This is a genomic window from Microbacterium bovistercoris (assembly GCF_003387575.1).
GTDB lineage: Bacteria > Actinomycetota > Actinomycetes > Actinomycetales > Microbacteriaceae > Microbacterium > Microbacterium bovistercoris.
Window position 1 is genome coordinate 61069 of the sequence record NZ_QUAB01000046.1, and the last position, 22244, is coordinate 83312.

Genomic DNA, 22244 nt, shown 5'->3' on the forward strand with positions numbered 1-22244 from the left:
ATGCTCCCTCCGCTGTTGGCACTCACACGTACTGAGTGCCAATTCTACCCGTGCCCCGCTCGGAAGATCCTCAGGCGGAGTCTCCGCGTCGTGCGATCAGCGCCGCCTCGATGAGTGCCGCACCGCGCGGGTCTCCGATGTCCATGCCCGACAGGACGGCGAGTCGCCCGAGGCGGTAGTCGACCGTGTTCGGATGCACGTTCATCGCCGCCGCCGTCGCCCGACGGTCACCGCCCGTGCGCAAGTACGCCTCCGCTGTCGCGATCGTCTCCTCCCCTATCCCCGAGAGTCGGGCGCTCAACGCCGCGTGGGCCGGGCCGGCACGGGATGCCTGGTATTCGAAGAGCAGCTCGTCGAGGGTGACGAATGCTCCGGAGCCGCGCTCGCGCAAGGCGATCGACACCAGTTCCTCCCCCAACGTGACTGCCTCGGGCACCTCTTCGACCGGCACGGAAACCCATGCAGCCGTGCATGCTTCGCCGAAGGCCGTACGCAACGACGCGGCGAGCGCGGTGCGGAGCCCCTCGTCACCCCCGGTGAGCGGAATCAGCGCCGTCCCGCCGGCGGGCCCGAGCACGGCCAGGGCGTCCGGATGCCCGTCGCCTTCGATGATGACCCGTGCCCGCCGTGTGATCCGTCGCGCCGCCACATCGATCGGGACGTCGGGATCGGACGCGCTGAGGCGGAGCACCAGGACTCCGTAGCGATCGGCGAGCTCCAGCCCGGATCGGTGCGCCTCGCCCGCGGCGTCGGCACCGCTCACGAGGGCGGTGAAGAGCGCGAATCGAGCGTCGCGCTCGACGGACTGCAGCGCCGAAGCCGAGCGCTGGTAGTCCTCGGCCAGTGCGACGGTGATGTGCTCGAGGTGGCCGAGCATCCGCGTCCCCGCTTCCGAGAGCACATCCGGGTCGACCGTGGCCCGAGCCAGTTCCTCCCACAGCACGGACACGCCACGATGGTAGGCCGACGCCACGGAGGAGAACGAGGATCCCTCGTCGAAGCGCCGGATTGCGGATGCCCGGAGCAGCTCATCATCCACGGTGCCTTCCGCAGTTCCTTCCAGGACCGCCACGACCGCACGCAGATTGCGCTCGACGACCCAGCGGATGTCGGCGGCGAGCGATGCCGCGCCCGTGCCGTGCTGCACCGGGTTCGTGGCGGCGATCGCGGCGATGACACGATTGGCGGTCGCACGGCTTCCCAGCAGGACATCGGCGGCCGATCGATCTCCGAACATCAGCGCACTCTTTGTCATGGATCACAACATAGCGGGGAGAGATTCCGGTCTGTGTCCACTGATTCTCCATGGTCCTGTGATGGAGCATGAGAACACCCGCGTCCCCTCCCGAAAGGTCGACGATGACCACTGCTCCCGCCGTCGAAGCCGTCCGCGTCTCCGAGAAGCTCGGATATCTCGCCGCGAACTTCGGCAACATCATCCTCTCCACGGTGATCGGCTCGTTCCTGCTGATCTACCTGACCGACCAGGTCGGCCTCGGCGCCGCCGCCGTCGGCACGCTCCTGCTCGTGGCACGGATCGTCGACGGCGCGACGGATCCGATCGCCGGGTTCGTGATCGATCATCTCCCCCGCACCCGATGGGGCCGCTTCCGCAGCTATCTCCTCATCGGCGGGGGGATCGGGGCCATCGCCTTCGCCGCTCTCTTCGTCGTGCCTGGCATGGCCGGACCAGCCCTCGTGGCCGCCTGGATCACCTACCTGATCTGGGGCCTGGCGTTCGACCTCATGGACATTCCCCTCAACGCCCTGCTCCCGGCGATGAGCGGATCGCCGCGGACGCGCGGACAGCTCGCTGCGATCAAGGGGGCCACCTACCTCGGCGGCACGGTCGTCGTGATCGCCGTCACCCTCCCCGTGGTCACTCTTCTCGGCGGCGGCGCGCTCGCCTGGCAGGTGTACGCAGTGATCGTCGCTCTCGTCTCGTTCGCCCTCACCGCGACCGGAGCGCTGCTCGTCCGGGAACGAGTCGTCCCGAGCACGCCCGCTCCCTACCACTTCTCCGACATGAGAGCACTGTTCCTCTCCAGCCGCGCCGTCCCCGTGCTGCTCACCTCCAAGGTCGCGACCAGCGCCGCGAACGCCGCACTGATGGCGGGCATCCCGTTCTTCTTCACCTACTACGTCGGAGAGGCAGGTCTGGTCAGTGCCGTCGCCCTGGTGATGGCTGCACCGATGCTCGCGGGGAGCCTCGTCGGTCCGAGCCTCGGACACCGCGTCGGGTTCAAGCCCGTCTATCTCCTCAGCCTCATCGTCGCGGTCCTCGGCATCGGCTCGATCCTGCTGCTCCCTGACCGGGGCGGCGCCGTCTACCTGCTCTGCTTCGCCATCACTGGTCTCGGATTCGGCGGTGCTGTGGCGCTGAATTACGCGCTGCTGGCCGAGCTGACCGACTTCGTCGAGGTGAAGGGCGGCTTCCGCACCGAGGGCACGCTCGCGGCGATCGGTTCGTTCGCCGCGAAGGCGGGAGCGGGCATCGGCGGCGCACTCGTCGCCTATGTGCTCGCCCTCACCGGATACGTGCCGGGGACGGAGCAGACGTCAGCAGCCCGGTCCGGGATCGCCCTGGCGCAGGCCGGCGTTCCCGCCTCCCTCGTCCTGATCGGCGGCCTGGTCTTCCTCTCCTACCCGATCACCAAGCGGGTCGCGGAACAGACCCGCACGGCGCTGGCCGCGAAGGAGGAGCTCCGATGACCGCGCATTGGACATCGCCCTCCCCGGCCCGCGAATGGACGGCGCAGTGGATCTGGTCCGAGCGCACCGGACTCGTACCGCCCGGCCCGGCGAATCCGGTCGGTGCTCACGACCCCTCCGTGTATGACGTCCGGGTGCTCTTCCGGCGCGCCTTCCACCTGGACGCCGTTCCGACGCGTGCACTGCTCGCGGCGACCGCGGACGGGCGATACATCGCCCACGTCAACGGCGAGCGCGTCGGACAGGGACCGGGCAGACACGATGCGAACAGCCTGACGTATGACGAGTGGGATGTCACCGCGCTCCTGCATGTCGGCCGCAACGTGATCGCCGTGATGGGACGCCACTACGGGAACCCTGTTCCGTGGTGGATGCCCTCACGCCCCTCGCACACCATGGGCGGGGGCGCGCTCGCCGTCGAGCTCGAGGCGGACGGTCGTGTCGTCGTCGCCACCGACGATCAGTGGCAGGTACAAGAGGGCGTGGCGTGGACGCCGGCCGAACCACAGGGTCTGCTCGCGTCTCAGCCCGCAGAGCTCTTCGATGCGCGCCGGCATGATCCGGACTGGACGCGCCTCGACGTGGACGACACCGGTTGGTGGCCTGCGACCCCGTTGCGGGAACAGGCCGTCATCGGGCCACGGGGGCGTGTCACGCCAGGCGGGGAGCCGTACGGCGCGGTGCTTCCGTCGGTACTCCCGCGACTCGGCGGAGATCGTGTGGAGATCCGCACCGCGCCGCTCGCACGGAGCCTGACGTCCGCCGCCGTGACCTGCACGAGCGAACTGATCGCCGCGCTGAGCGCCGATGCCTCCGCCGGTGCGCTCACCGTACTGGATACCGGGCGCGTGGTCAGCGGACGCCTGCAGTTGCGCCTTCGCGGGCGTAGCGGCGACGTCGTCCGCGCCGCCCTGGTGGAAGCTGTCGGCCCCGCCGCGTTCGAGAGCGCCGCGCCGTTCCAGATCATCCTCGACGACGGTGAGACCGTGTTCGAGCCGTTCGATCAGGTCGGCGGACGCCTGCTCGTGCTCTCGGCCGCGGCGGAGGGAACGCTGCCCGAACTCGTCGCGGCGGAGGTGCGGGAATGCCATCGCCCGCGCCACGGCGCGTCGTTCCGCTGTTCCGACAGCGACCTGCAGCGCGTCGTGGACGTCTCCCTGCGGACCGTCGACCTGAGCGCAGCGGATGCCTACCTCGACTGTCCCACCCGCGAACGACGGGCGTGGACCGGCGACGCCATCGTGCATCAGAGCGTGGACCTGGTGGCCAATGCGGACTGGTCCCTCGCGATGGCCAATCCCCGGCTGCTCGCACGCCCCCGTCCGGACGGGCTGCTCCCGATGGCCGCCGCGGGCGACTTCGCCTCCCCTGCCATACCGACGATCCCGGACTGGTCTCTGCACTGGGTAGGGAGCGTGCACAACATCTACCGCTACGCGGGAGATCGTGCAGCGGTGCGGGAACTGCTGCCGGTCGTCGAAACGGTGCTCCGATGGTTCCTGCCCTATCTCCGGCAGGGCCGCCTGTGCGACGTCCCCGGATGGGTGCTCATCGACTGGTCCCCGGTCCAGGTCGAGGGTTCGAGCGCTGCACTCACGGCGCTCTGGGCGCGCGCGCTGCGACAGTTCGCAGCGATGTCGGACTGGCTCGGCGACGACTCGCGCAGCGCCTGGGCGGAACGGCTCCATGAACAGACCGTGGCCGGATTCGAGGCGTTCTGGGACGAGGGCAGGCACGCCTACCGCGACAACATCCTCCCAGACGGAACCCGCGGCTCTGGAGTCAGCGAGCACGTGGCCGCCGCCGCGCTGCTCGCAGCGCTCGTGCCCGCACACCGGGTCGGCGCCATCAGAGCTCTCCTGCGCGACCGCGGAAGCATGGTCACGGACAGCCCGCTCGCCGATCACGGCTCAGACCAGGCGGGACCGAGCGCGGGTCGTCCGGTCTGGCGCCGCGATCGCCCCGACTGGGACACCGAGCGGTTCGTCATCGGCGCGCAGCCCTTCTTCCGCAGCGTGGTCCACGACGCTGTGGCGCTCCTGGGCGACGACCTGATCCCCCTCTACCGCGACTGGGACAGGCTGCTGGACACAGGCCCCACTGCACTCCGCGAGTGCTGGGAGGGTGGCTCGTTCTGCCATGGATGGTCGGCGACCGTGGCGAGGGACGTCATCGTCCACACGATGGGCATCGCCCCCGCCGAGCCCGGCTACGAGAAGGCATCTGTGCGTCCCCGGCTGGAGTCGCTCGCATGGGCGGAAGCCGTCGTGCCGACGCCCCACGGAGACATCGAGCTCCATGTCGACGCCGTCTCCCTGCGCCTGCGCACGCCGGTGCCCACCGTCGTGGAGTGGGGCGGCACCGTCGCGGAGGTCGCTGCAGGAGAGCACACGATCCGGAACCGCCTAGCATGACCCGTATGGACGACAGACGGCGGGTGACGATCAGCTCCGGCACGATCGAGGGCGTCGCAACGGACGGGATCAGCCGCTTCCTCGGCATCCCCTACGCCGCGCCGCCGTTCGGATCGAACCGATTCCGGGAACCGCAGCCCGTCCTCCCCTGGGATGGCATCCGTGCGGCCACGTCGTTCGGCCCCACCGCACCACAGCTCCCGTACGGCGGCGCGATCGGCGAGCTCCTCGGACACGTGATCGTCGAGGGCGAGGACATCCTCACCGCGAATGTCTGGGCGCCCGAGGACGCGTCCGGCGCGCCGGTCGTGCTCTGGATCCACGGCGGCGCACTGGAGCGCGGCGCCGCAGCGCTGCCCGGCTACGACGGCACCGCGTTCGCACGCGACGGGATCGTGTTCGTGTCGGTGAACTACCGCCTCGGCGCGGAGGGGTTCTCCGTACTCGAGGGAGCGCCGCGCAACCTCGGCCTGCAGGATGCGGCGGCCGCACTGCGGTGGACGCACGACGAGGTCGAGGCGTTCGGCGGTGATCCGCAGCGCATCACGATCATGGGCGAATCCGCGGGTGGTGCGCTCGTCGCCGCACTGCTGAGCAGGGACGACACGCGCGCCCTGATCTCCCGCGCGATCGTCCAGTCCGGCCCGCTCGACGCGCAGACCCCGGAGAAGGGCGGCCGCGTGTCCGCGCAGATGGCGAAGCTGCTCGGTGCGGCGGCGGATCGCGAATCCTTCGCCGCCCTCGAACCGGGCGCGCTGCTCGACGCGCGATCACGCCAGTCGGCGGGTTCGTCACCGCTCGGCGGTGCACCCGGATACCAGCTCGTCATCGACCCCGAGACGCTTCCCCGCTCCCCGCGCGAGGTGCTCAGCGGCGTCACCACGCCCCTCATCATCGGCACGAACACGGACGAGTACCGGCTCTGGTTCACCCCGCAGGCTCTGGATCGCATCAGCGCAATGAAGCTGCTCGCCGCGCGCCTCGCGCTGCGGATCCCGGGTCGCGCAGTGCGCGCGTTCCGCGCGGACGAACCGGATGCCTCCACCGGTGAGCTCTTCGGACGGATCGCGACCGACCTGCTGCTGCGCGGGCCGGCTTCCCGGGTCGCCGCCGCACGCACTGCGGCGACATACGTCTACGAGTTCGGCTGGCACAGCCCGGTGCGCGACCTGCGCGCGGCGCACGCGGTGGAACTGCCGTTCATGTTCAGTACAGCCGGCGATCGGTCCTGGTCGTCCCTGATCGGCGAGAACCCGCCCGCCTCGCTGGCGGCCGAGATGCACGAGGCCTGGGCCGCCTTCATCCGCGACGGTGACCCCGGCTGGCCGGAGTACGCCTCCGAGCGTCTGACTCGTCTGTTCGACACGGTTTCGCGGACGGTTCCGCAACGGCGCACCGGCGGGATGGATCTGCTGCCCTGACTCGGCGTGCTCAGTCGGTGAGCGCGCGCACCACGGCGTCCGCGAGCAGTCGGCCCTGCAGCGTCAGCCGCAGTCGCTTCTCTCTCAGCGCGGATGCTCCGTCGACGAGCCCGTCGGCGATGAGGCCGGCAACGACGTCCCGGTTGTCGATCGGCAACTCGTCCAGCGGGATGCCCTCGGACAGGCGGCTGCGCAGCAGCACGCGTTCCAGCATCCGGGCATCGTCGTCGGGGCGTTCCCGACCGGCTGCCGGCGACTCCCCCGCCGCGAGGCGCTGCGCGTACGCGGCGGGGTGCTTGACGTTCCACCATCGCAGCCCCGCCACATGGCTGTGCGCGCCGGGCCCGAAGCCCCACCAGTCCGAGCCGAGCCAGTAGGCGAGGTTGTGCCTGGATCGCTGCTCGGCGCGGCGCGCCCAGTTGCTCACCTCGTACCAGCCGAACCCGGCCGCACCGAGGCGGGCGTCGGCCAGCTCGTACATGTCGGCCTGCAGGTCGTCGTCGGGCGCGGGCACCTCGCCCCGTCGGATCTGCCTGGCGAGCTTGGTCCCGTCCTCGATGATCAGCGCATACGCGGAGATGTGGTCGGGCTCGAGTGCGAGTGCGGCGTCGAGAGACGCCTCCCAGTCGCCGAGCGACTCGCCTGGTGCGCCGTAGATGAGGTCGACACTCACGGCGAGCCCGGCCGCTCGCGCGGCCTCGACCGCCGTCCGCACATTCTCCGGCCGGTGTGTGCGGTCCAGCGCGGCGAGCACGTGCGGGACGGCGGACTGCATACCTACGGAAAGGCGCGTCACCCCGGCATCCGCCAGCCGCTTCGCGACCTCGGACGTGACCGTGTCAGGATTCGCCTCGACGGTGACCTCCGCACCGTCCTCGATGCCGAAGGCGGCGATCGTGGTGTCCAGCATCCTGGCCAGGTCTCCGGCCGGAAGCAGCGTCGGCGTGCCGCCGCCGAAGAACACACTGTGCAGCGGGCGGATGCCGCCGGCGTCAGCGAGCACCTCGCGCGCCAGCGCCACCTCGGCGTTCAGGGTGTCGGCGTACTCGTCCTGCCTGGCGCCGCGCAGTTCGGTTGCCGTGTACGTGTTGAAGTCGCAGTAGCCGCAGCGCACACGGCAGAACGGCACGTGCAGGTAGGCCGAGAACGGAGTGGCCGAGTCGACACGGATGTCGTCGGGCAGGTGCCCGTCAGCGGGGGCGGGATCTCCCAGCGGAAGAGGCCCCGCCATCAGATCGGGGTCGCGTACAGGGGCGAGATCGCGCGCAGGTAACGGGCGAACAGCTCGCGACGGCGGCGCTTGACCAGTGCCGGGAGCACCCGGTACATCGGGCGGTTGGGGCTGTCGAACGCGCGCACCGTGAACCAGACCTCGTCGTTGTCCTCGCGCCAGTCCACGTCGAAGGCCTCTTCCCCGCTGACCACGGAGCTGCCGCCCATGGTGCCGAGCACGAAGCCGATGCGGCGCGGTTCCTCGGTGACCGAGATCACGCGCAGCTCGCCATCGGCCTTGAGTCCCTTCACCCGGCCGCGCACCTTCAGAGTCATGCCGGGGCCGGCATACGGCGTGCCCTCGGCGTCGTAGCGCTGCTCCTGCTCGCGACGGCTGGGGGCGATCGCGTTGCCCTCGTGATCGAAGCTCACACCGGCGTAGGTGGGGCCTGCGGCGGGGCGTACATCCTCGAGCGCGAGCCCGGCCGCGCGCTGCGCGGTCCAGGACAGCAAGGCCTCCCCGGCGGTGCGGAAGCGATCCTCACCGCTGCCGATCCGCCACGACTCCTCGGCCGGCAGACTGCGCTCCGGCGGATACTGCATGAGGTCGGGCGCGTGCGACGCCCCGACCGCGGCGTAATCCACCGTGCCTTCTCGGAATGTCCCGCGACGCATGGGATCCAGCCTACGTGACGCGTGGCTGTGCGACTGCTCCATGCGCACGCGAAAGCGGGGCCGGTGGATGAACCACCGGCCCCGCTTCACAGGGAGGAGAAGTGCTTACTTCTCCCAGCCCACGTTCTCGACGGGCTGCACGCCGAACAGGTCGAGACCGCTGTAGGCCTCGGGCGTGAGGTTCGCCAGACCCTTCTTCGCGGTGATGACCGTCGGGCCGTTGTACAGCGGGATGAGGCCCCACTCCTGGAAGATCTCAGCCTCGAGCTCCATCGCAGCAGCGGTCTGCTTCTCCGGGTCGGTGATCGACTCGATGTCCTCGTGGATCTTCTTGTCGGTCTCCTCGTTCTGGACACCCGAGAGGTTCAGACCCTGGTCCATGCAGTACAGCTGGCAGAACCACGCGGCACCGTACGGGTCGGAGGAGGTGAAGCCCAGCGACGAGACATCCCAGTTCTTCGACGTGTAGTCGTCGGAGAACTTGTTGGACGGGCGGACATCGATCTTCAGGTCGAAGCCGATCTCCTTCTGCTGAGCCTGCATGGCCTGCGCACGAGCGGCCTGCGTCGGGTCGTCGGACCACACCGGGAAGACACCCTCTAGGCGGACGCCGTCCTTGGTGCGGATGCCGTCGTCACCCTTCACCCAGCCGGCCTCGTCGAGGATCTTGTTCGCACCCTCGGGGTCGTGCTCCCAGCCGGCCTTCTCGAGCGAGTTCGAGTATCCGGGCTGGAACGAGAACAGCGTGAAGGAGCCGGCCGGCTCCTCCTCGTAGTCCAGGCCCTGCCAGATGATCTGCTTGATCTGGTCGATGTCGACGGCCTTGAAGAACGCCTCGCGGACCTTGACGTCCTCGAACTGCGGCTTGGTCGCGTCAACCTGCAGCAGCGCGTTGTAGGTGCGCTGTGCGCGGTAGGTGACGACGTCCTCCATGTCGGCCACCTGCGCGAGGCGGTCCTTGGTGCCGGTGCCGACCATGTCGACCTGGCCGTTCTTGAAGGCGTTGATCGACGCCTGCGCGTCCATCGCCGTGAAGGTGACCTTGTCGAGCAGCGGCTTGTCGCCCCACCACTCCTTGTTCGGCTTGAAGGAGATGAAGCCGCTCTTGGCGTCGAACTCGTCGACGGTGTACGGACCGGCGCCCCACTCGGGGTGCGGCTCGTTCAGCATCGCGTTGTTGAACTTCTCCGGGTCGGCCAGTGCGGGGTGGATCACACCGCCGCCGAACGGCATCTTCGGCCAGGCGAACTCGCCCTTGAAGGTGACGATCGCGGTCTTGTCGGTGTCACCCTTCTCGACCGACTCGATCTCCTTGTAGCCGTCGGTGGCGTTCGGGTTGAAGCCCTCGTCCTTCGAACGGTTGGCCTTCCAGGTCGCGTCGATGGCGGTCCAGTCCATCTCGGTGCCGTCGTTCCAGTGCGCGTCCTTGGTGAAGGTGAAGGTCAGGACGGTCTTGCCGTCCTTCGTCTCGGTCTTCCACTCGTCCAGGTAGGCGTCGTTCTTGTACCCGGTGCCGTCCGGCTTCATGAGGATGAGCTGCGGCATGTACCACGCCGCGATCGTGGTGGAGTCAGCGCTCGTGTCAGCGTTGAACGCGTTCATCTGCTCAGGGATCTCACCGATCGGGAAGTTGACGGTGCCACCTTCCTTCAGGTTCTCGCGGGGCTGCGGGTTGTAGTCCGCGGCCTTGGTCGCGGCTGCATCGCCGTCGCCCTTGTCGCCGCTGTCGCCACCGCCGTTGTTTCCGGCGGCGCACCCGCTGAGCGCGAGTGCGAAAGCGCCGGTGAGTGCCAGCGCTCCCATCAGCTTGTACTGCTTCATGGTGCTCCTTTCGCCTTTCGGCGTGTCATAAGGGGAGGATAGTTGCCCGCACTGCGCATTCTTCGCCTGGACGGTGAATCGCCGCTAACTGTTATCGGACGGTGACCGACCGTTATCGGACGGTGACCGCAGAGCGCAGACGGGTGGCCGTCGACCGGCGTCAGACCGCCAGCGGACGAGTCGTCATCGTGACCGGATCGAACTCGATCCGGGTGCGCGTCCGCTCGATGTCCGGGTCGGGAACGGGGATCGCCGACAGCAGCGCCTGGGTGTACGGGTGCTGCGGGTTGTCGAACACGTCGTCGACGTCGCCGTGCTCCACGAACTCGCCCAGGTACATCACGGCCACGCGGTCGGCGATGTGCCTGACCACGGAGAGGTCGTGCGCCACGAACAGGTACGACAGGCCGAGCTTGACCTTCAGTTCGTCGAGCAGGTTGATGACACCCGCCTGGATCGACACATCCAGCGCCGAGACGGGCTCATCGAGCACGATGATCTTCGGGTTGGTCGACAGCGCACGGGCGATGCCGATGCGCTGACGCTGACCTCCCGAGAACGCACCGGGGAAACGGTCGCGGTGAGCGGGGTTCAGGCCGACCAGGTCCATCAGCTCCTCCACGCGATGCATCGCATCCGTCTTGGAGGTGCCGATCGCGTAGAGCGGTTCGGCGATGATGTCGGTCACGGTCATGCGCGGGTCGAGGGCGCCCATCGGGTCCTGGAACACGATCTGGATGTCCCGACGCAGCTTGCGCTCCTGCGAGGCGTGCTTGATGTCGTTGACGTTCACGCCGCCGATGATCAGGTCGCCGTCCTCCTGCTTGGCGAAGTCCATGATCTGCAGCAGAGTCGTCGTCTTGCCGCTGCCGGACTCGCCGACGATCGCCATGGTCTCGCCCTCGCGGACGTCGAAGCTGATCCCCTTGACCGCGTGCACCTCGCCGACCTTGCGCTTGAACAGCGCACCCTTCAGCAGCGGGAAGGTCTTGGTCATGTTGCGCACTTCGAGCGTCACGGGACGCTCCTCGCGCGGGGTGCGGGTGAGCTCGCTCTCGGGCACCTCGGGCACCGGGTACACCGGGAGGCCGCCGATCTCGCCACTGTCGCTGATCTCCTCGGCCCGAATGCAGGCGACCTCGTGGAACTCGCCGGCGCCGGTGTCGATCGAGACCAGGTCGGGCTCGCGCGTACGGCACGCAGCCACGGCGATCGGGCAGCGGTTCGCGAACGGGCAGGCATCCGGCAGATCGATCAGCAGCGGCGGGTTGCCCTTGATCGGGACCAGCGGCTCCTTCTCGGCCTTGTCGACACGCGGGATCGCGCCCAGCAGGCCGATCGAGTACGGCATGCGGGTGCGGTGGAAGAGCTCACGCGCCTCGGCGTGCTCGACGGGCTTGCCGGCGTACATGACGATGACGTCGTCAGCGGTGCGCGCCACCACGCCCATGTCGTGGGTGATCATGATCACCGCGGCACCGGTCTCGTCCTGGGCCTTCTCGATGAGCTCGAGGATCTGCGCCTGGATCGTGACGTCGAGAGCCGTGGTGGGCTCGTCGCAGATGATCAGCTTGGGGTTGTTCGCCATCGCGATCGCGATCACGATGCGCTGGCGCATGCCGCCCGAGAACTCGTGCGGGAACGCCTTCATGCGCTTCTCGGGGTTCGTGATCCCGACCAGCGTCATCAGCTCGATCGCACGCTTCTCGGCGTCCTCGCGAGAGAGGCTGCGGTGCACGGTGAGCGCCTCGATGAGCTGGTCGCCGATCGTGAACACCGGGGTCAGCGAGGTCAGCGGGTCCTGGAAGACCATGGCCATGCCGTTGCCGCGGATCACGGACATCTGCTTGTCGGACTTGCCGAGCAGCTCCTGACCGTCGAAGACGACGGATCCGGAGACCTTCGCGTTCTCGTCGAGCAGTCCCATAATCGCCAGCGACGTGACCGACTTGCCCGAGCCGGACTCACCGACGATGCCGAGCGTCTTGCCTGCTTCGAGGTCGAAGGAGACGCCGCGGACGGCGTCCACGCGGCCGGCCTCGGAGGCGAAGCTGACCTTGAGGTCGCGGACGGAGAGGACGGTGTTGGATGCGGGGGCGCTCATGCGCGGCCTCCTGCCGACGAGGTGGGATCGAAGGCGTCACGCAGACCGTCGGCGACCAGTGCCATCGACACGGTCAGCAGGGTCAGGGCGAGCGCCGGGAAGTAGAACAGCCAGGGTGCGCTGGTGATCGTGCCGCTGCCGCTGCCGATCAGCGAGCCGAGCGACACGTCCGGGATCTTCACACCGAAGCCGATGAAGGAGAGACCGGACTCCAGGGTGACGGCGCCGACGATGCCGAGCGTGAAGTTGATCACGAGCAGCGAGCCGATGTTGGGCACCAGGTGGCGGAGGACGACCTTCATGCCGCCCACACCCATGTACCGGGCGGCCTGGACGTACTCACGCTCGCGCAGCGAGAGCGCCATGGTCCAGATGATGCGCGCCGGGAAGAACCAGCCGATGAAGATCATCACGATCGAGATGACCCACCAGACGCCACCCGAGTCGTTCGAGACGATCGAGAGGAGCAGGAAGGTCGGCACGACCATCATGAAGTGGATGATGAGCAGGATGATCCGCTCGGTCCAGCCGCCGAAGTAGGCGGCAGCGGTTCCGACCACCGCCGAGATCACCGTCGTGCCGATCGACACCGTGACCGCGATCATGAGCGAGCGCTGCAGGCCCACCATGGTCTGGGTGAAGTTGTCGTTGCCCGAGCCGTTGGTGCCGAACCAGTGATCGGCCGAGGGCGGCGAGGTGAGGTTCAGGAAGTCCATGTCGGTCACGCTGTACGGCGACAGCAGCGGCCCGACGATCGACATGATCACGAGCAGGACGAAGATGATGATGCCGGCGACAGCGGGCTTGTTGCGCATGAAGCGACGCGTGTAGAGCGTCCACTTGGAGAGGGACTTGCCCGGGGTGCGCTCGGCCGTGGTGTCGGGGCCGACGGGCGGCTGGACAGCGGGGTCGATCATTTCAGTGCTCATCAGCTCATCCTCACTCGCGGGTCGAGCACGACGACGGCGATGTCTGCGAGCAGCGCGCCGATCGCGGTGAGCAGAGCGCCGAAGGCGGCGACCGCGACCACACCGTTGATGTCGTTTCCGTTGATCGTCGTCAGGAAGTACCGGCCCATGCCGTTCCACGCGAAGATCGTCTCCGTCAGCACAGCGCCGGTGAAGATCGTGGGGATCGTGAACGCCACCTGCGCGGCTACGGGGATGAGCGAGGTGCGCAGCGCGTGCTTGCGGATCGCCTGCTGCTTCGTGAGTCCCTTGGCGCGGGCGGTGCGCACGTAGTCGGCGCTGATGTTGTCGAGCAGCAGGGAGCGCTGCAGGAAGTGGTACTGCGCGTAGCCGATCACGACGAGCGCGATGGTCGGCAGAGTGACGTGCTGCAGCGTGTCGATCAGGGTCGGGAAGAATCCGGTGACCCCCTGCGACGAGGAGCCGGTCACGTAGAACACCCGCACGCCGAGCCACTCGTTGAAGTTGATCGCGAGGAGCACGACGGCGAGACCGGCGACGATGATGTTGATGTTCATCGTGATGATCGAGGTGGCCTGGCCGATGCGGTCGGCGAGCTTGTACTGCCGCGACGCGGTGTAGACGCCGAGCCAGATGCCGAGCGCCGCCATGATGATCGTCGCGCCGAGGACCAGCTCCGCGCTGATCCACATCCGATAGGCGACCTCTTCGTTCACCGACCCGCCAGTCGGGCTCATGCCCCAGTCCCAGTGGAAGATGATCCCGCTGAACCAGTTCCACCACCGCTCCATCAGCGGAACGGTGTCGTCCAGGTTGCGAGGACGCAGCAGATTCGTGATCTGCTCTTCGGACAGAGGCGGACGCCGACCCACGTAGTTGCTGCGGGGATCGAGGAATCCCCAGGCCAGGAAGAACGTGACATTGGTTGCGACCGCGATCATGAGCAGCCAGCCGAGGGCCCGGCGCACGAGATACTTGATCAAGGTTGGTGATTCTTTCTCTTTACAGGCGCGCACGGGATCGCCGACGCTGCGCTGAGTCGGATAGCTACAAGCATCACCCGACGAACGCCCGCCACGCAAACGCGGCGTACGTGACTGTTACGGAGTCGTGCCCCGGATGAGACCCGGTGTCACCGGATCGGGGTGGGCAACTTCGCGAGACTATCACCGACTCACCCGAATCGAGCATCCGAGCCCTCGCCACGTAGAATCGAGCGGACATGTCACCACGCGCCCTCACCCCGCATCAGCCGGCCTCGACGCCGCCTGCGCAGATCCGCAACTTCTGCATCATCGCCCACATCGACCACGGCAAGTCGACCCTTGCCGACCGGATGCTGCAGATCACCGGCGTGGTCGCCGAGCGCGACATGCGCGCTCAGTACCTCGACCGCATGGACATCGAGCGCGAGCGCGGCATCACGATCAAGAGCCAGGCGGTGCGGATGCCGTGGGCACACGGCCCTTCGACGGGTTCAGGGCCCCAGACGTACGCCCTGAACATGATCGACACCCCCGGCCACGTGGACTTCACCTACGAGGTCTCCCGGTCTCTCGCCGCCTGCGAGGGGGCGATCCTGCTGGTCGATGCCGCACAGGGCATCGAGGCCCAGACGCTGGCGAACCTCTACCTGGCGCTGGAGAACGATCTCACGATCATCCCCGTGCTGAACAAGATCGACCTCCCCGCAGCGGAGCCGGAGAAGTACGCCAAGGAGCTCGCCGACCTCATCGGCGGCCGCCCCGAGGACGTGCTGCGGGTCTCGGGCAAGACCGGCGCCGGCGTCGAGGACCTGCTCGACCGCATCGTGGAGCAGATCCCCGCCCCGGTCGGCCAGGCCGACGCTCCCGCCCGCGCCATGATCTTCGACTCGGTCTACGACGCCTATCGGGGCGTGGTGACCTACGTGCGCATGGTCGACGGCTCGCTGCAGCCGCGCGAGCGCATCCAGATGATGTCCACAGGCGCCAATCACGAGCTGCTCGAGATCGGCGTGTCCAGCCCCGAGCCGATCCCCTCGAAGGGTCTCGGCGTCGGCGAGGTGGGCTACCTGATCACCGGCGTGAAGGACGTGCGCCAGTCGAAGGTCGGCGACACCGTGACCACGGCTCGCAAGCCGGCGACCGATGCACTCGCCGGATACACGGACCCGAAGCCGATGGTGTTCTCGGGCATCTACCCGATCGACGGCAGCGACTACGCCGAGCTCCGAGAGGCGCTGGACAAGCTGAAGCTCTCCGACGCCTCGCTGCAGTACGAGCCCGAGACCTCGGTCGCCCTCGGCTTCGGCTTCCGCTGCGGCTTCCTCGGCCTGCTGCACCTCGAGATCATCACCGAGCGGCTCTCCCGCGAGTTCGGCCTGGACCTCATCACCACGGCCCCCAGCGTCATCTACGAGGTGCTCACCAGCGACACTGGCGAGACCGTCACCGTCACCAATCCGAGCGAGTACCCGGACGGGCGCATCGGCGCGGTCACCGAGCCGATGGTGAAGGCGGCGATCCTGCTGCCGAAGGACTACGTCGGCACGGTGATGGAACTGTGCCAGTCCCGTCGCGGGTCGCTGCTGGGCATGGAGTACTTCTCCGAGGAGCGCGTCGAGCTGCGCTACAACATGCCTCTCGGCGAGATCGTCTTCGACTTCTTCGACCAGCTGAAGTCGCGCACCCAGGGCTACGCATCCCTGGACTACGAACCCAACGGCTCGCAGGAGGCCGACCTCGTGAAGGTCGACATCCTGCTGCAGGGCGAGAAGGTCGACGCGTTCAGCTCGATCGTGCACCGTGACAAGGCCTACGCCTACGGCACGATGATGACCGAGCGGCTGCGGAAGCTCATCCCCCGCCAGCAGTTCGAGGTGCCGATCCAGGCCGCCATCGGCGCGCGCATCATCGCCCGAGAGAACATCCGCGCGATCCGCAAGGACGTGCTCGCCAAGTGCTACGGCGGTGACATCACCCGCAAGCGCAAGCTGCTCGAGAAGCAGAAGGAGGGCAAGAAGCGCATGAAGATGGTCGGCCGCGTCGAGGTCCCTCAGGAGGCGTTCATCGCCGCGCTGTCGGGCGATGTCGAAGGCAAGGACAAGAAGTAGCCCAGCCCTATGCTGGGGCTATGCAGCCCCAGGTCGTTCTCGTGCACGGCATCCGCACGTCGGCAACCATGTGGCGGGCGCAGCTGGAGTACCTGGCAGGCCGCGGCGTCCCCGCCGTGGCCGTCGATCTGCCCGGTCACGGCACGCGCATGGACGAGGACTTCACGCTGCACGAGGCGCTGTCCACGATCGACCGGGCGGTGCGGGATGCCGCATCCCGTGGTCCGGTGCTGCTGGTGGGCCATTCGATGGGCGGGCTGCTCTCGCTGGCCTACACGGGTGGCGAAGAGCCGCCGCCCGTCACGGCACTCATCGCGGCATCCTGCTCGGCCCTGCCGCGAGGCGCAGCGCTCCAGGCGTACCGCTTCCTCGCCGGGGCCATGGACAGCCTGCCCGATCGCGGCCTGTGGCTCTCGGAGCGGGTGCTGGATGCGACCATCCCCGCCGAGACCCGGGCCGACTTCGGCGCCGGCGGCTACGCCCTCGACGCCCAGGACGTGGCGCTGAAGAGCCTGGCAAGCCTCGACCTCGCGGCCGCGGTGGCCCGCATCCGCATTCCGCTGTGGCTGGTGAACGGCCAGTTCGACCAGCTGCGCATGCACGAGGGGCTGTTCCGTCGGCTGGCGCCCCAGGCCGAACTGATCGTCGTCCCGATGACCACACATCTGGTCACGGCGATGCGTCCGCAGGTGTTCAACGCGGTGCTGGGAGTGGCGCTGGCGACGGTCGGACGCGACGCACCATCAGCGTCATGACCGCCCCCGCGAGCGACAGCACCGCCGCCGCAGCGAACAGCAGCCAGAACCCGCCGACCAGGGCGACCAGCCCTGCGCCGATCAACGGGCCGAGCAGCTGACCGAGGTTCGCCGAGACGTTGACGATGCCGAGGTCACGGGCGTGGTCCTCGGGGTCACGCAGCAGGTCGGTGCTGAAGGCCAGGCTCACCGCCATGTATGCGCCGTAGCCCGCACCCATGATCGCCGCGGCGACCGCGGTCATCGTGAACGTCGGGCTGAACAGGATCACCAGGCCCGACACCGCCTGCACGGTCGCGGCGATGACGCTCAGGCCACGCCGCTTCCCGGTCCGGTCGGAGATCATTCCTGCGACGATCGAGGCGATCACGACGAAGACCGTGTAGATCACGATGAGGATCAGCAGGTCATCCTCCGCCTCCGCGGACGGCACGCGGACACCGTAGAGCAGGAAGAACAGCAGCAGAGAGGTGCCCAGCGCGTTCCCGACGTTCACCACGAGCCGGCTGCTGAGCAGCCACAGGAAGTCCGGGTCGCGCAGCGACGAGGGGCGCACCTGAGTACTGACGGGCAGCACGTGCGTCGGACCGGGATCAGGCAGCAGCACCGCCGTGCCCACGCCGATCACCGCGATGAACCCCGCCAGCACGAAGTAGGACTCGGTGATGCCCAGGCCCAGCAGCACGACGGCCCCGACTCCGACCACGATGCCCACCGCCTGGGCGGAGCTCGCCGCGGCGGATGCCGAACCGCGCTGCTCCGTGAGCTGGTCGGCGATCATCGCCGTGAAGGCTGCGGATGCCGTGGCGAGACCGATCGACACGACGACCCAGCCTGCGCCGACAGCCCAGGGGCCGCGCGCGTAGCCGGTGACGACGAGCCCGATCGCGGCGAGCAGCGACCCGCCCACCGCCCAGGGCCGTCGCCGGCCCCAGCGCGAGCGGGTGCGATCCGAGAGTCGTCCCGCCGCGGGCGCGGCGATGATGCCGGCGAAACCACCGACGGACAACACGATGCCGGACCACACGACGCCGGTCACCCAGTCGCCGTCGGCGTTGCTGGCATCGAGCTGCAGAGGCAGCAGCAGCTGCAGGGGTGTCAGCTGGACGGTCCAGATCGCGAGCCAGGCGAGGGTGAACAGCGAGAGCCAGCCGGCTTCCACCCTGCTCGTCGCGGTCGTGCTCACTGCCCTGCCCCCGTCCTCACCTGCGCGATGAGGTCCCTGTACCAGCCGTAGGACGCCTTCGGCGTGCGCGCCGACGTCACCTGGTCCACGTGCACCAGGCCGAATCTCTGGGTGAAGCCTTCGGCCCACTCGAAGTTGTCCAGCAGGCTCCACACCGTGTACTCCTGGACCGGCACCCCCTGCGCGATCGCGTCGGCGACGGCGCGGATGTGCCCGTCGAGATACGCGATGCGGTCGGTGTCGTCGATCCGTCCGTCCGGATGGTCCGGCTCGGGGAAGGATGCTCCGTTCTCACCGACGATCACGGGCGGCAGGGCGTCGCCGTAGCGCTGCTTCGCGTCGACGAGGAACTCGGTCAGCGCGCCGGGGACGATCGGCCAGAGCGCGCCGAAGCCGGTGTGGGCCGCGCCGGGCGTCGGCACCTGCTCGAACGGGATCGGAGACTCCTGCGGCGCCGAGCGGATGGTCGTCGGGTTGTAGAAGTTCACGCCGTAGAACTCGCACGGCGTCCGTATGGTCTCGAGGTCGCCGTCTCGGATGGGCAGGTCCACCCCGAGCGCCGCGAGATCGGGATAGCTGCCCAGCAGCACCGGCTCTGCGAAGACACGGTTGTGCAGGACGTCGTAGAGGTACGCGGCCGTGCCGTCCTCCTCCCGGGCCGGGAGCACCTGGGTGTGATTGTTGACGATGCCCACCTGCTCCGCACCGTGATCGTGCAGGATGCCGGCGGCCGTGCCGTGCGCGAGCAGCTGATGGTGCACGGAGGGCAGCGATTCGAAGAGCAGCTGCCGACCCGGGGCGAGCTCCCCGATCGCATAGCCCTGCAGCGAGGTGGAGACGGGTTCGTTGATCGTGTACCAGTTCTTCACACGGTCGCCCAGCGCGTCCGCCACCGAGCGGGCGTAGTCGGCGAATCCGGAGACCGTGTCGCGGTTCAGCCAGCCGCCCTCGGCCTCGAGCTCCGCGGGCAGATCCCAGTGATAGAGGGTGGGGAACGGCGTGACGCCGGCTTCGAGCAGCGCATCCACGAGGCGGTCGTAGTAGTCGAGTCCGGCCGGGTTCACCGCCCCGCCGCCGGGGCGCACCCGTGTCCACGAGATCGAGAAGCGATATCGGTCCACGCCGAGCTCGGAGAGCAGGGCGACGTCATCCGCTGCACGATGGTAGCTGTCCGGCCCGGGTTCCGCGGTCGATCCGTCCCGCACCAGGCCCGGCGTCTCGACGAAGTCGTCCCAGATCGAGCGCCCCCGGCCGTCCGCACCACGCGCACCCTCGATCTGGAAGGCGGCGGTCGCGGCGGACCAGCGGAAGCCCGTAGGGAACGCAGGCGGTACGGGATCGGGTCGCATGATTCTCCTCGACGTCGATGTCGGCGGTCTTCCCGTATTCTGCACCCAGTGCCGAGGTCATTGCGACTGAGTTCCGTTTCAGCATGGCGGAACGCCTCGCCGCAGCTCCCGCGTTTCGCGCAGGAGGGGGCAGTGCTGGTAAGCTTGGTTCTTGGCTTGCGTGTGGGTTCTTCCCTCACGACCGCTGTTCGGAACCCCTCTCCTTCCGGCAGCACTTCCAACACTCCTTCGAAAGAAAGCACCCGCACGTGGCAAACATCAAGTCGCAGATCAAGCGCAACAAGACCAACCTGAAGGCGCAGGAGCGCAACAAGGCCGTCAAGAGCGAGCTGAAGACCTGGGTCCGCAAGACCCGCGAGGCCGTCGTCGCCGGCGACAAGGAGGCCGCTGAGGCCGCCCTCGCCACCGCATCCGTCAAGCTCGACAAGGCCGTCAGCAAGGGCGTCGTGCACAAGAACCAGGCGAAGAACCGCAAGTCGGCCATCGCCAAGCAGGTCGCCGCTCTCTGAGCAGACTTCTGAAGAAGGCCCGCCTCCCCTCGGGGATGGCGGGCCTTCTTCATGCGCGGGCTCAGCAACCCGTGGGTTCCTGAGCCGGTCGAAGGGTCAGCCGCCGAAGGGGTCCCTGGTCGCCACGACGGCGACCATGCGCTCGAGCGCGAAGACGGGGTCGCGTGAGGCGCCCTTGACCTCGGCATCGGCGCGCGCGGTGGCCTGGATGGCCAGGCCCAGCGAGCGTTCGTTCCAGCCGGACAGGTCGCGGCGGGCACGATCGATCTGCCAGTCCTTCATGCCCAGCTGCGAGGCGAGCTCGCGACCCGAGCCGCGCAGACCCGCGACCTTCGCCATGGTGCGGAGCTTCATCGCGAAGGCCGCGACCATGGGCACCGGGTCGGCTCCGGACGCGAGCGCGTGCCGCAGCGCGATGAGCGCCTCGCCGTAGCGCCCCGCGATCGCTGTATCGGCGACGACGAAGGCCGAGACCTCGACCCGTCCGCCGTAGTAGCGCGTGACGACCTCGTCGGTGACATCGCCCTCGACATCACCGATCAGCTGCTGGCAGGCCGCGGCGAGTTCGGTGAGGTCGTCGGCGAAGGCCGAGACCAGAGCACGCAGTGCCGTCGGGGCGATGCGCTTGCGCGCCGCGCGGAACTCCCCCGCGGCGAAGTCGACCCGGTCGCTGTCGCGCTTCACGGCGGGGCAGGCGATCTCGATGCCCTCACCCGTTCCGGCGCGCACCGCGTCGAGCAGCTTCTTGCCCCGAACCGTCGCACCGGTGTGCCGCAGCAGCACGGTCGCGCCCTCCTGGGGGTTCTCGAGGTACGAGACGGCCTCCTGGATGAACGCGTCGGACGCCTTCTCGACGCCGGCGACGCGCACCATGCGGGGCTCACCGAAGAGGGAGGGCGACGTCAGTGAGAGCAGTGTGCCCGGTGCATAGTCGTCGGCACGGACGTCGCTGACCTCGAGTGCCGGGTCTTCCGCACGCAGGTAGTCGCGCACCCCGGCGATCGCGCGTTCGGCGCAGATCTCCTCGGGACCGGACACCAGCACGATCGGGGCGGGGCGGGGCTCCCGCCAGGAGACCTGGGGGATCTTCGATGCCTTCGCCGCTCCCCCGCGCGCGGATGATCGAGGAGCTGCTGCCATGCCGTCCAGCCTACCGGCGTCCGGCGACATCACCCCTCCCGCGGTGCTCGCCGCTCCCGTCGCGATCGAGCACAGTCCGCGCGGCGCGCACTGTGCTGAATCGCGATTCGAACGAGATCGGCACGCACGCGCCTCGTTCCCGTCGCGATCGAGCACAGTCCGCGCGGCGCGCACTGTGCTGAATCGCGATTCGAAGGAGGGAAAGGTGGGGCCACGTGGGTCGCGCGACTCCCGCTCCACAGCGGGGGCGATCCGACGGGCCTTCCCGAGGTGCGGGGATCCGGCCCCGCGCGACATCCACCGGCGTCCTAGCGTTGCGGAGTGCCCACCCCGGATGCTCCAGATCCCGCCCTGGCACGCAGGCGACTGCGGCTGAGCATCGGGGCTGCGGTCGTCCTGGGGCTGATCGTGCTGTCCGCGGCCGTGGGCTGGGGCATCCTGCGCGGGCAGGCCTCCCCCGCCGCCGTGGTGCCGCTCGAGGAAGAGGCGCGCTCCGGCGCTCCCGCCGAACTCTACGTGCACGTCCTCGGCGAGGTCGCGAAACCCGGGCTGTACGTGCTGGAGACGGATGCCCGGCTCGTCGACGCCCTCGCCGCGGCCGGCGGCACCACGGATGCGGCAGATCTCGCCGCGGTCAACCTGGCCCGGCCGCTCAGCGACGGTGAGCAGGTGATCGTTCCGCCGAAGGGAACGCCCGCGGCCGACGGTGCGGCGCAGCAGCCCGGCGACGGCCTGGTCGATCTCAACAGCGCCGACCAGGCTGCGCTCGAGGGTCTCCCGCGGATCGGGCCGGCGCTGGCGGAGCGCATCATCGCCTGGCGCGACGACAACGGCCGGTTCCGCTCCGTCGACGATCTGCTGGCGGTGCCCGGTATCGGGGAGAAGCTGCTGGACGGCCTGCGCGATCTGGTCAGGGTGTGAGC

Annotated in this window: 17 protein-coding genes; 7 read left to right on the forward strand and 10 right to left on the reverse strand. The window is 68.6% G+C overall.

Annotated features, from left to right (window positions below; translation table 11 throughout):
* Nucleotides 1-70: 70 nt before the first annotated feature.
* Nucleotides 71-1255, reverse strand: a complete 1185-nt coding sequence (locus DY023_RS13610; RefSeq protein ID WP_116242882.1) for a PucR family transcriptional regulator — start codon at nt 1253-1255, stop codon at nt 71-73.
* Nucleotides 1256-1359: 104 nt separating this feature from the next.
* On the opposite strand from DY023_RS13610, the gene DY023_RS13615 reads away from it, so the two are divergent.
* Genes DY023_RS13615 through DY023_RS13625 form a run of 3 tightly spaced genes read left to right on the forward strand, consistent with a single transcriptional unit; the run spans nt 1360 to nt 6547 of the window.
* Entirely contained in the window at nt 1360-2712 is a 1353-nt protein-coding gene (locus DY023_RS13615) for an MFS transporter (RefSeq protein ID WP_181905853.1), read from the forward strand.
* Nucleotides 2709-5126: an alpha-L-rhamnosidase-related protein gene (locus DY023_RS13620; RefSeq protein ID WP_116242884.1), complete on the forward strand. Its 2418-nt coding sequence runs from the start codon at nt 2709-2711 to the stop codon at nt 5124-5126. Before DY023_RS13615 ends, DY023_RS13620 begins: the two co-directional genes overlap by 4 nt.
* 5 nt (nt 5127-5131) lie before the next feature.
* Entirely contained in the window at nt 5132-6547 is a 1416-nt protein-coding gene (locus DY023_RS13625) for a carboxylesterase/lipase family protein (protein ID WP_245958708.1), read from the forward strand.
* A gap of 10 nt (nt 6548-6557) precedes the next feature.
* Here DY023_RS13625 and hemW read toward each other — a convergent pair whose 3' ends face one another.
* From hemW to DY023_RS13655, 6 genes are all read right to left on the reverse strand, one after another.
* Nucleotides 6558-7778, reverse strand: coding sequence for a radical SAM family heme chaperone HemW (hemW, locus tag DY023_RS13630; RefSeq protein WP_116242886.1), 1221 nt, complete (start codon nt 7776-7778; stop codon nt 6558-6560).
* Complete coding sequence (locus DY023_RS13635) at nt 7778-8434, reverse strand: DUF1990 domain-containing protein (RefSeq protein WP_116242887.1); 657 nt, start codon at nt 8432-8434, stop codon at nt 7778-7780. The genes hemW and DY023_RS13635 overlap by 1 nt, the downstream gene beginning before the upstream one ends.
* A gap of 105 nt (nt 8435-8539) precedes the next feature.
* Entirely contained in the window at nt 8540-10255 is a 1716-nt protein-coding gene (locus tag DY023_RS13640; protein ID WP_116242888.1) for an ABC transporter family substrate-binding protein, read from the reverse strand.
* Nucleotides 10256-10415: 160 nt separating this feature from the next.
* Nucleotides 10416-12359 (reverse strand): ABC transporter ATP-binding protein, encoded by a 1944-nt coding sequence (locus tag DY023_RS13645; RefSeq protein WP_116242889.1) that lies wholly within the window; start codon nt 12357-12359, stop codon nt 10416-10418.
* On the reverse strand, nt 12356-13288 hold the full coding sequence (locus tag DY023_RS13650; RefSeq protein ID WP_245958709.1) for an ABC transporter permease: 933 nt from the start codon (nt 13286-13288) through the stop codon (nt 12356-12358). The genes DY023_RS13645 and DY023_RS13650 overlap by 4 nt, the downstream gene beginning before the upstream one ends.
* A complete protein-coding gene (locus tag DY023_RS13655) occupies nt 13288-14271 on the reverse strand; it encodes an ABC transporter permease (RefSeq protein ID WP_116242890.1) in 984 nt (327 codons plus the stop codon). The genes DY023_RS13650 and DY023_RS13655 overlap by 1 nt, the downstream gene beginning before the upstream one ends.
* Nucleotides 14272-14510: 239 nt before the next feature.
* Here DY023_RS13655 and lepA point away from each other — a divergent pair, with 239 nt between their 5' ends.
* On the forward strand, nt 14511-16382 hold the full coding sequence (gene lepA, locus DY023_RS13660; RefSeq protein ID WP_116242891.1) for a translation elongation factor 4: 1872 nt from the start codon (nt 14511-14513) through the stop codon (nt 16380-16382).
* A 20-nt stretch (nt 16383-16402) separates the two neighbouring features.
* Nucleotides 16403-17137, forward strand: a complete 735-nt coding sequence (locus tag DY023_RS13665; RefSeq protein WP_116242892.1) for an alpha/beta fold hydrolase — start codon at nt 16403-16405, stop codon at nt 17135-17137.
* Here DY023_RS13665 and DY023_RS13670 read toward each other — a convergent pair.
* The gene (locus DY023_RS13670; RefSeq protein ID WP_116242893.1) at nt 17076-18323 is read right to left on the reverse strand and encodes an MFS transporter; all 1248 of its coding nucleotides are present in this window, start codon (nt 18321-18323) and stop codon (nt 17076-17078) included. The genes DY023_RS13665 and DY023_RS13670 overlap by 62 nt on opposite strands.
* Nucleotides 18320-19672, reverse strand: a complete 1353-nt coding sequence (locus tag DY023_RS13675) for a GH1 family beta-glucosidase (protein ID WP_116242894.1) — start codon at nt 19670-19672, stop codon at nt 18320-18322. The genes DY023_RS13670 and DY023_RS13675 overlap by 4 nt, the downstream gene beginning before the upstream one ends.
* Before the next feature lie 248 nt (nt 19673-19920).
* Between DY023_RS13675 and rpsT the strand changes: the two genes are divergently transcribed.
* Nucleotides 19921-20181: a 30S ribosomal protein S20 gene (rpsT, locus tag DY023_RS13680; RefSeq protein ID WP_116242895.1), complete on the forward strand. Its 261-nt coding sequence runs from the start codon at nt 19921-19923 to the stop codon at nt 20179-20181.
* A gap of 96 nt (nt 20182-20277) precedes the next feature.
* Here the strand turns inward: rpsT and holA are convergent, their stop codons facing one another.
* Nucleotides 20278-21321, reverse strand: a complete 1044-nt coding sequence (gene holA / locus DY023_RS13685) for a DNA polymerase III subunit delta (RefSeq protein WP_116242896.1) — start codon at nt 21319-21321, stop codon at nt 20278-20280.
* A gap of 321 nt (nt 21322-21642) precedes the next feature.
* Between holA and DY023_RS13690 the strand changes: the two genes are divergently transcribed.
* Complete coding sequence (locus tag DY023_RS13690; RefSeq protein WP_116242897.1) at nt 21643-22242, forward strand: ComEA family DNA-binding protein; 600 nt, start codon at nt 21643-21645, stop codon at nt 22240-22242.
* Nucleotides 22243-22244 lie beyond the last annotated feature (2 nt).

Coding starts and splice junctions, on each gene's coding strand:
- lepA (WP_116242891.1), top strand. CDS start 14,511: ATGTCACCACGCGCCCTCACCCCGCATCAGCCGGCCTCGACGCCGCCT.
- holA (WP_116242896.1), bottom strand. CDS start 21,321: ATGGCAGCAGCTCCTCGATCATCCGCGCGCGGGGGAGCGGCGAAGGCA.
- DY023_RS13610 (WP_116242882.1), bottom strand. CDS start 1,255: ATGACAAAGAGTGCGCTGATGTTCGGAGATCGATCGGCCGCCGATGTC.
- DY023_RS13620 (WP_116242884.1), top strand. CDS start 2,709: ATGACCGCGCATTGGACATCGCCCTCCCCGGCCCGCGAATGGACGGCG.
- DY023_RS13665 (WP_116242892.1), top strand. CDS start 16,403: ATGCAGCCCCAGGTCGTTCTCGTGCACGGCATCCGCACGTCGGCAACC.
- DY023_RS13625 (WP_245958708.1), top strand. CDS start 5,132: ATGGACGACAGACGGCGGGTGACGATCAGCTCCGGCACGATCGAGGGC.
- DY023_RS13650 (WP_245958709.1), bottom strand. CDS start 13,288: ATGAGCACTGAAATGATCGACCCCGCTGTCCAGCCGCCCGTCGGCCCC.
- DY023_RS13645 (WP_116242889.1), bottom strand. CDS start 12,359: ATGAGCGCCCCCGCATCCAACACCGTCCTCTCCGTCCGCGACCTCAAG.
- hemW (WP_116242886.1), bottom strand. CDS start 7,778: ATGGCGGGGCCTCTTCCGCTGGGAGATCCCGCCCCCGCTGACGGGCAC.
- DY023_RS13640 (WP_116242888.1), bottom strand. CDS start 10,255: ATGAAGCAGTACAAGCTGATGGGAGCGCTGGCACTCACCGGCGCTTTC.
- DY023_RS13635 (WP_116242887.1), bottom strand. CDS start 8,434: ATGCGTCGCGGGACATTCCGAGAAGGCACGGTGGATTACGCCGCGGTC.
- DY023_RS13675 (WP_116242894.1), bottom strand. CDS start 19,672: ATGCGACCCGATCCCGTACCGCCTGCGTTCCCTACGGGCTTCCGCTGG.
- DY023_RS13615 (WP_181905853.1), top strand. CDS start 1,360: ATGACCACTGCTCCCGCCGTCGAAGCCGTCCGCGTCTCCGAGAAGCTC.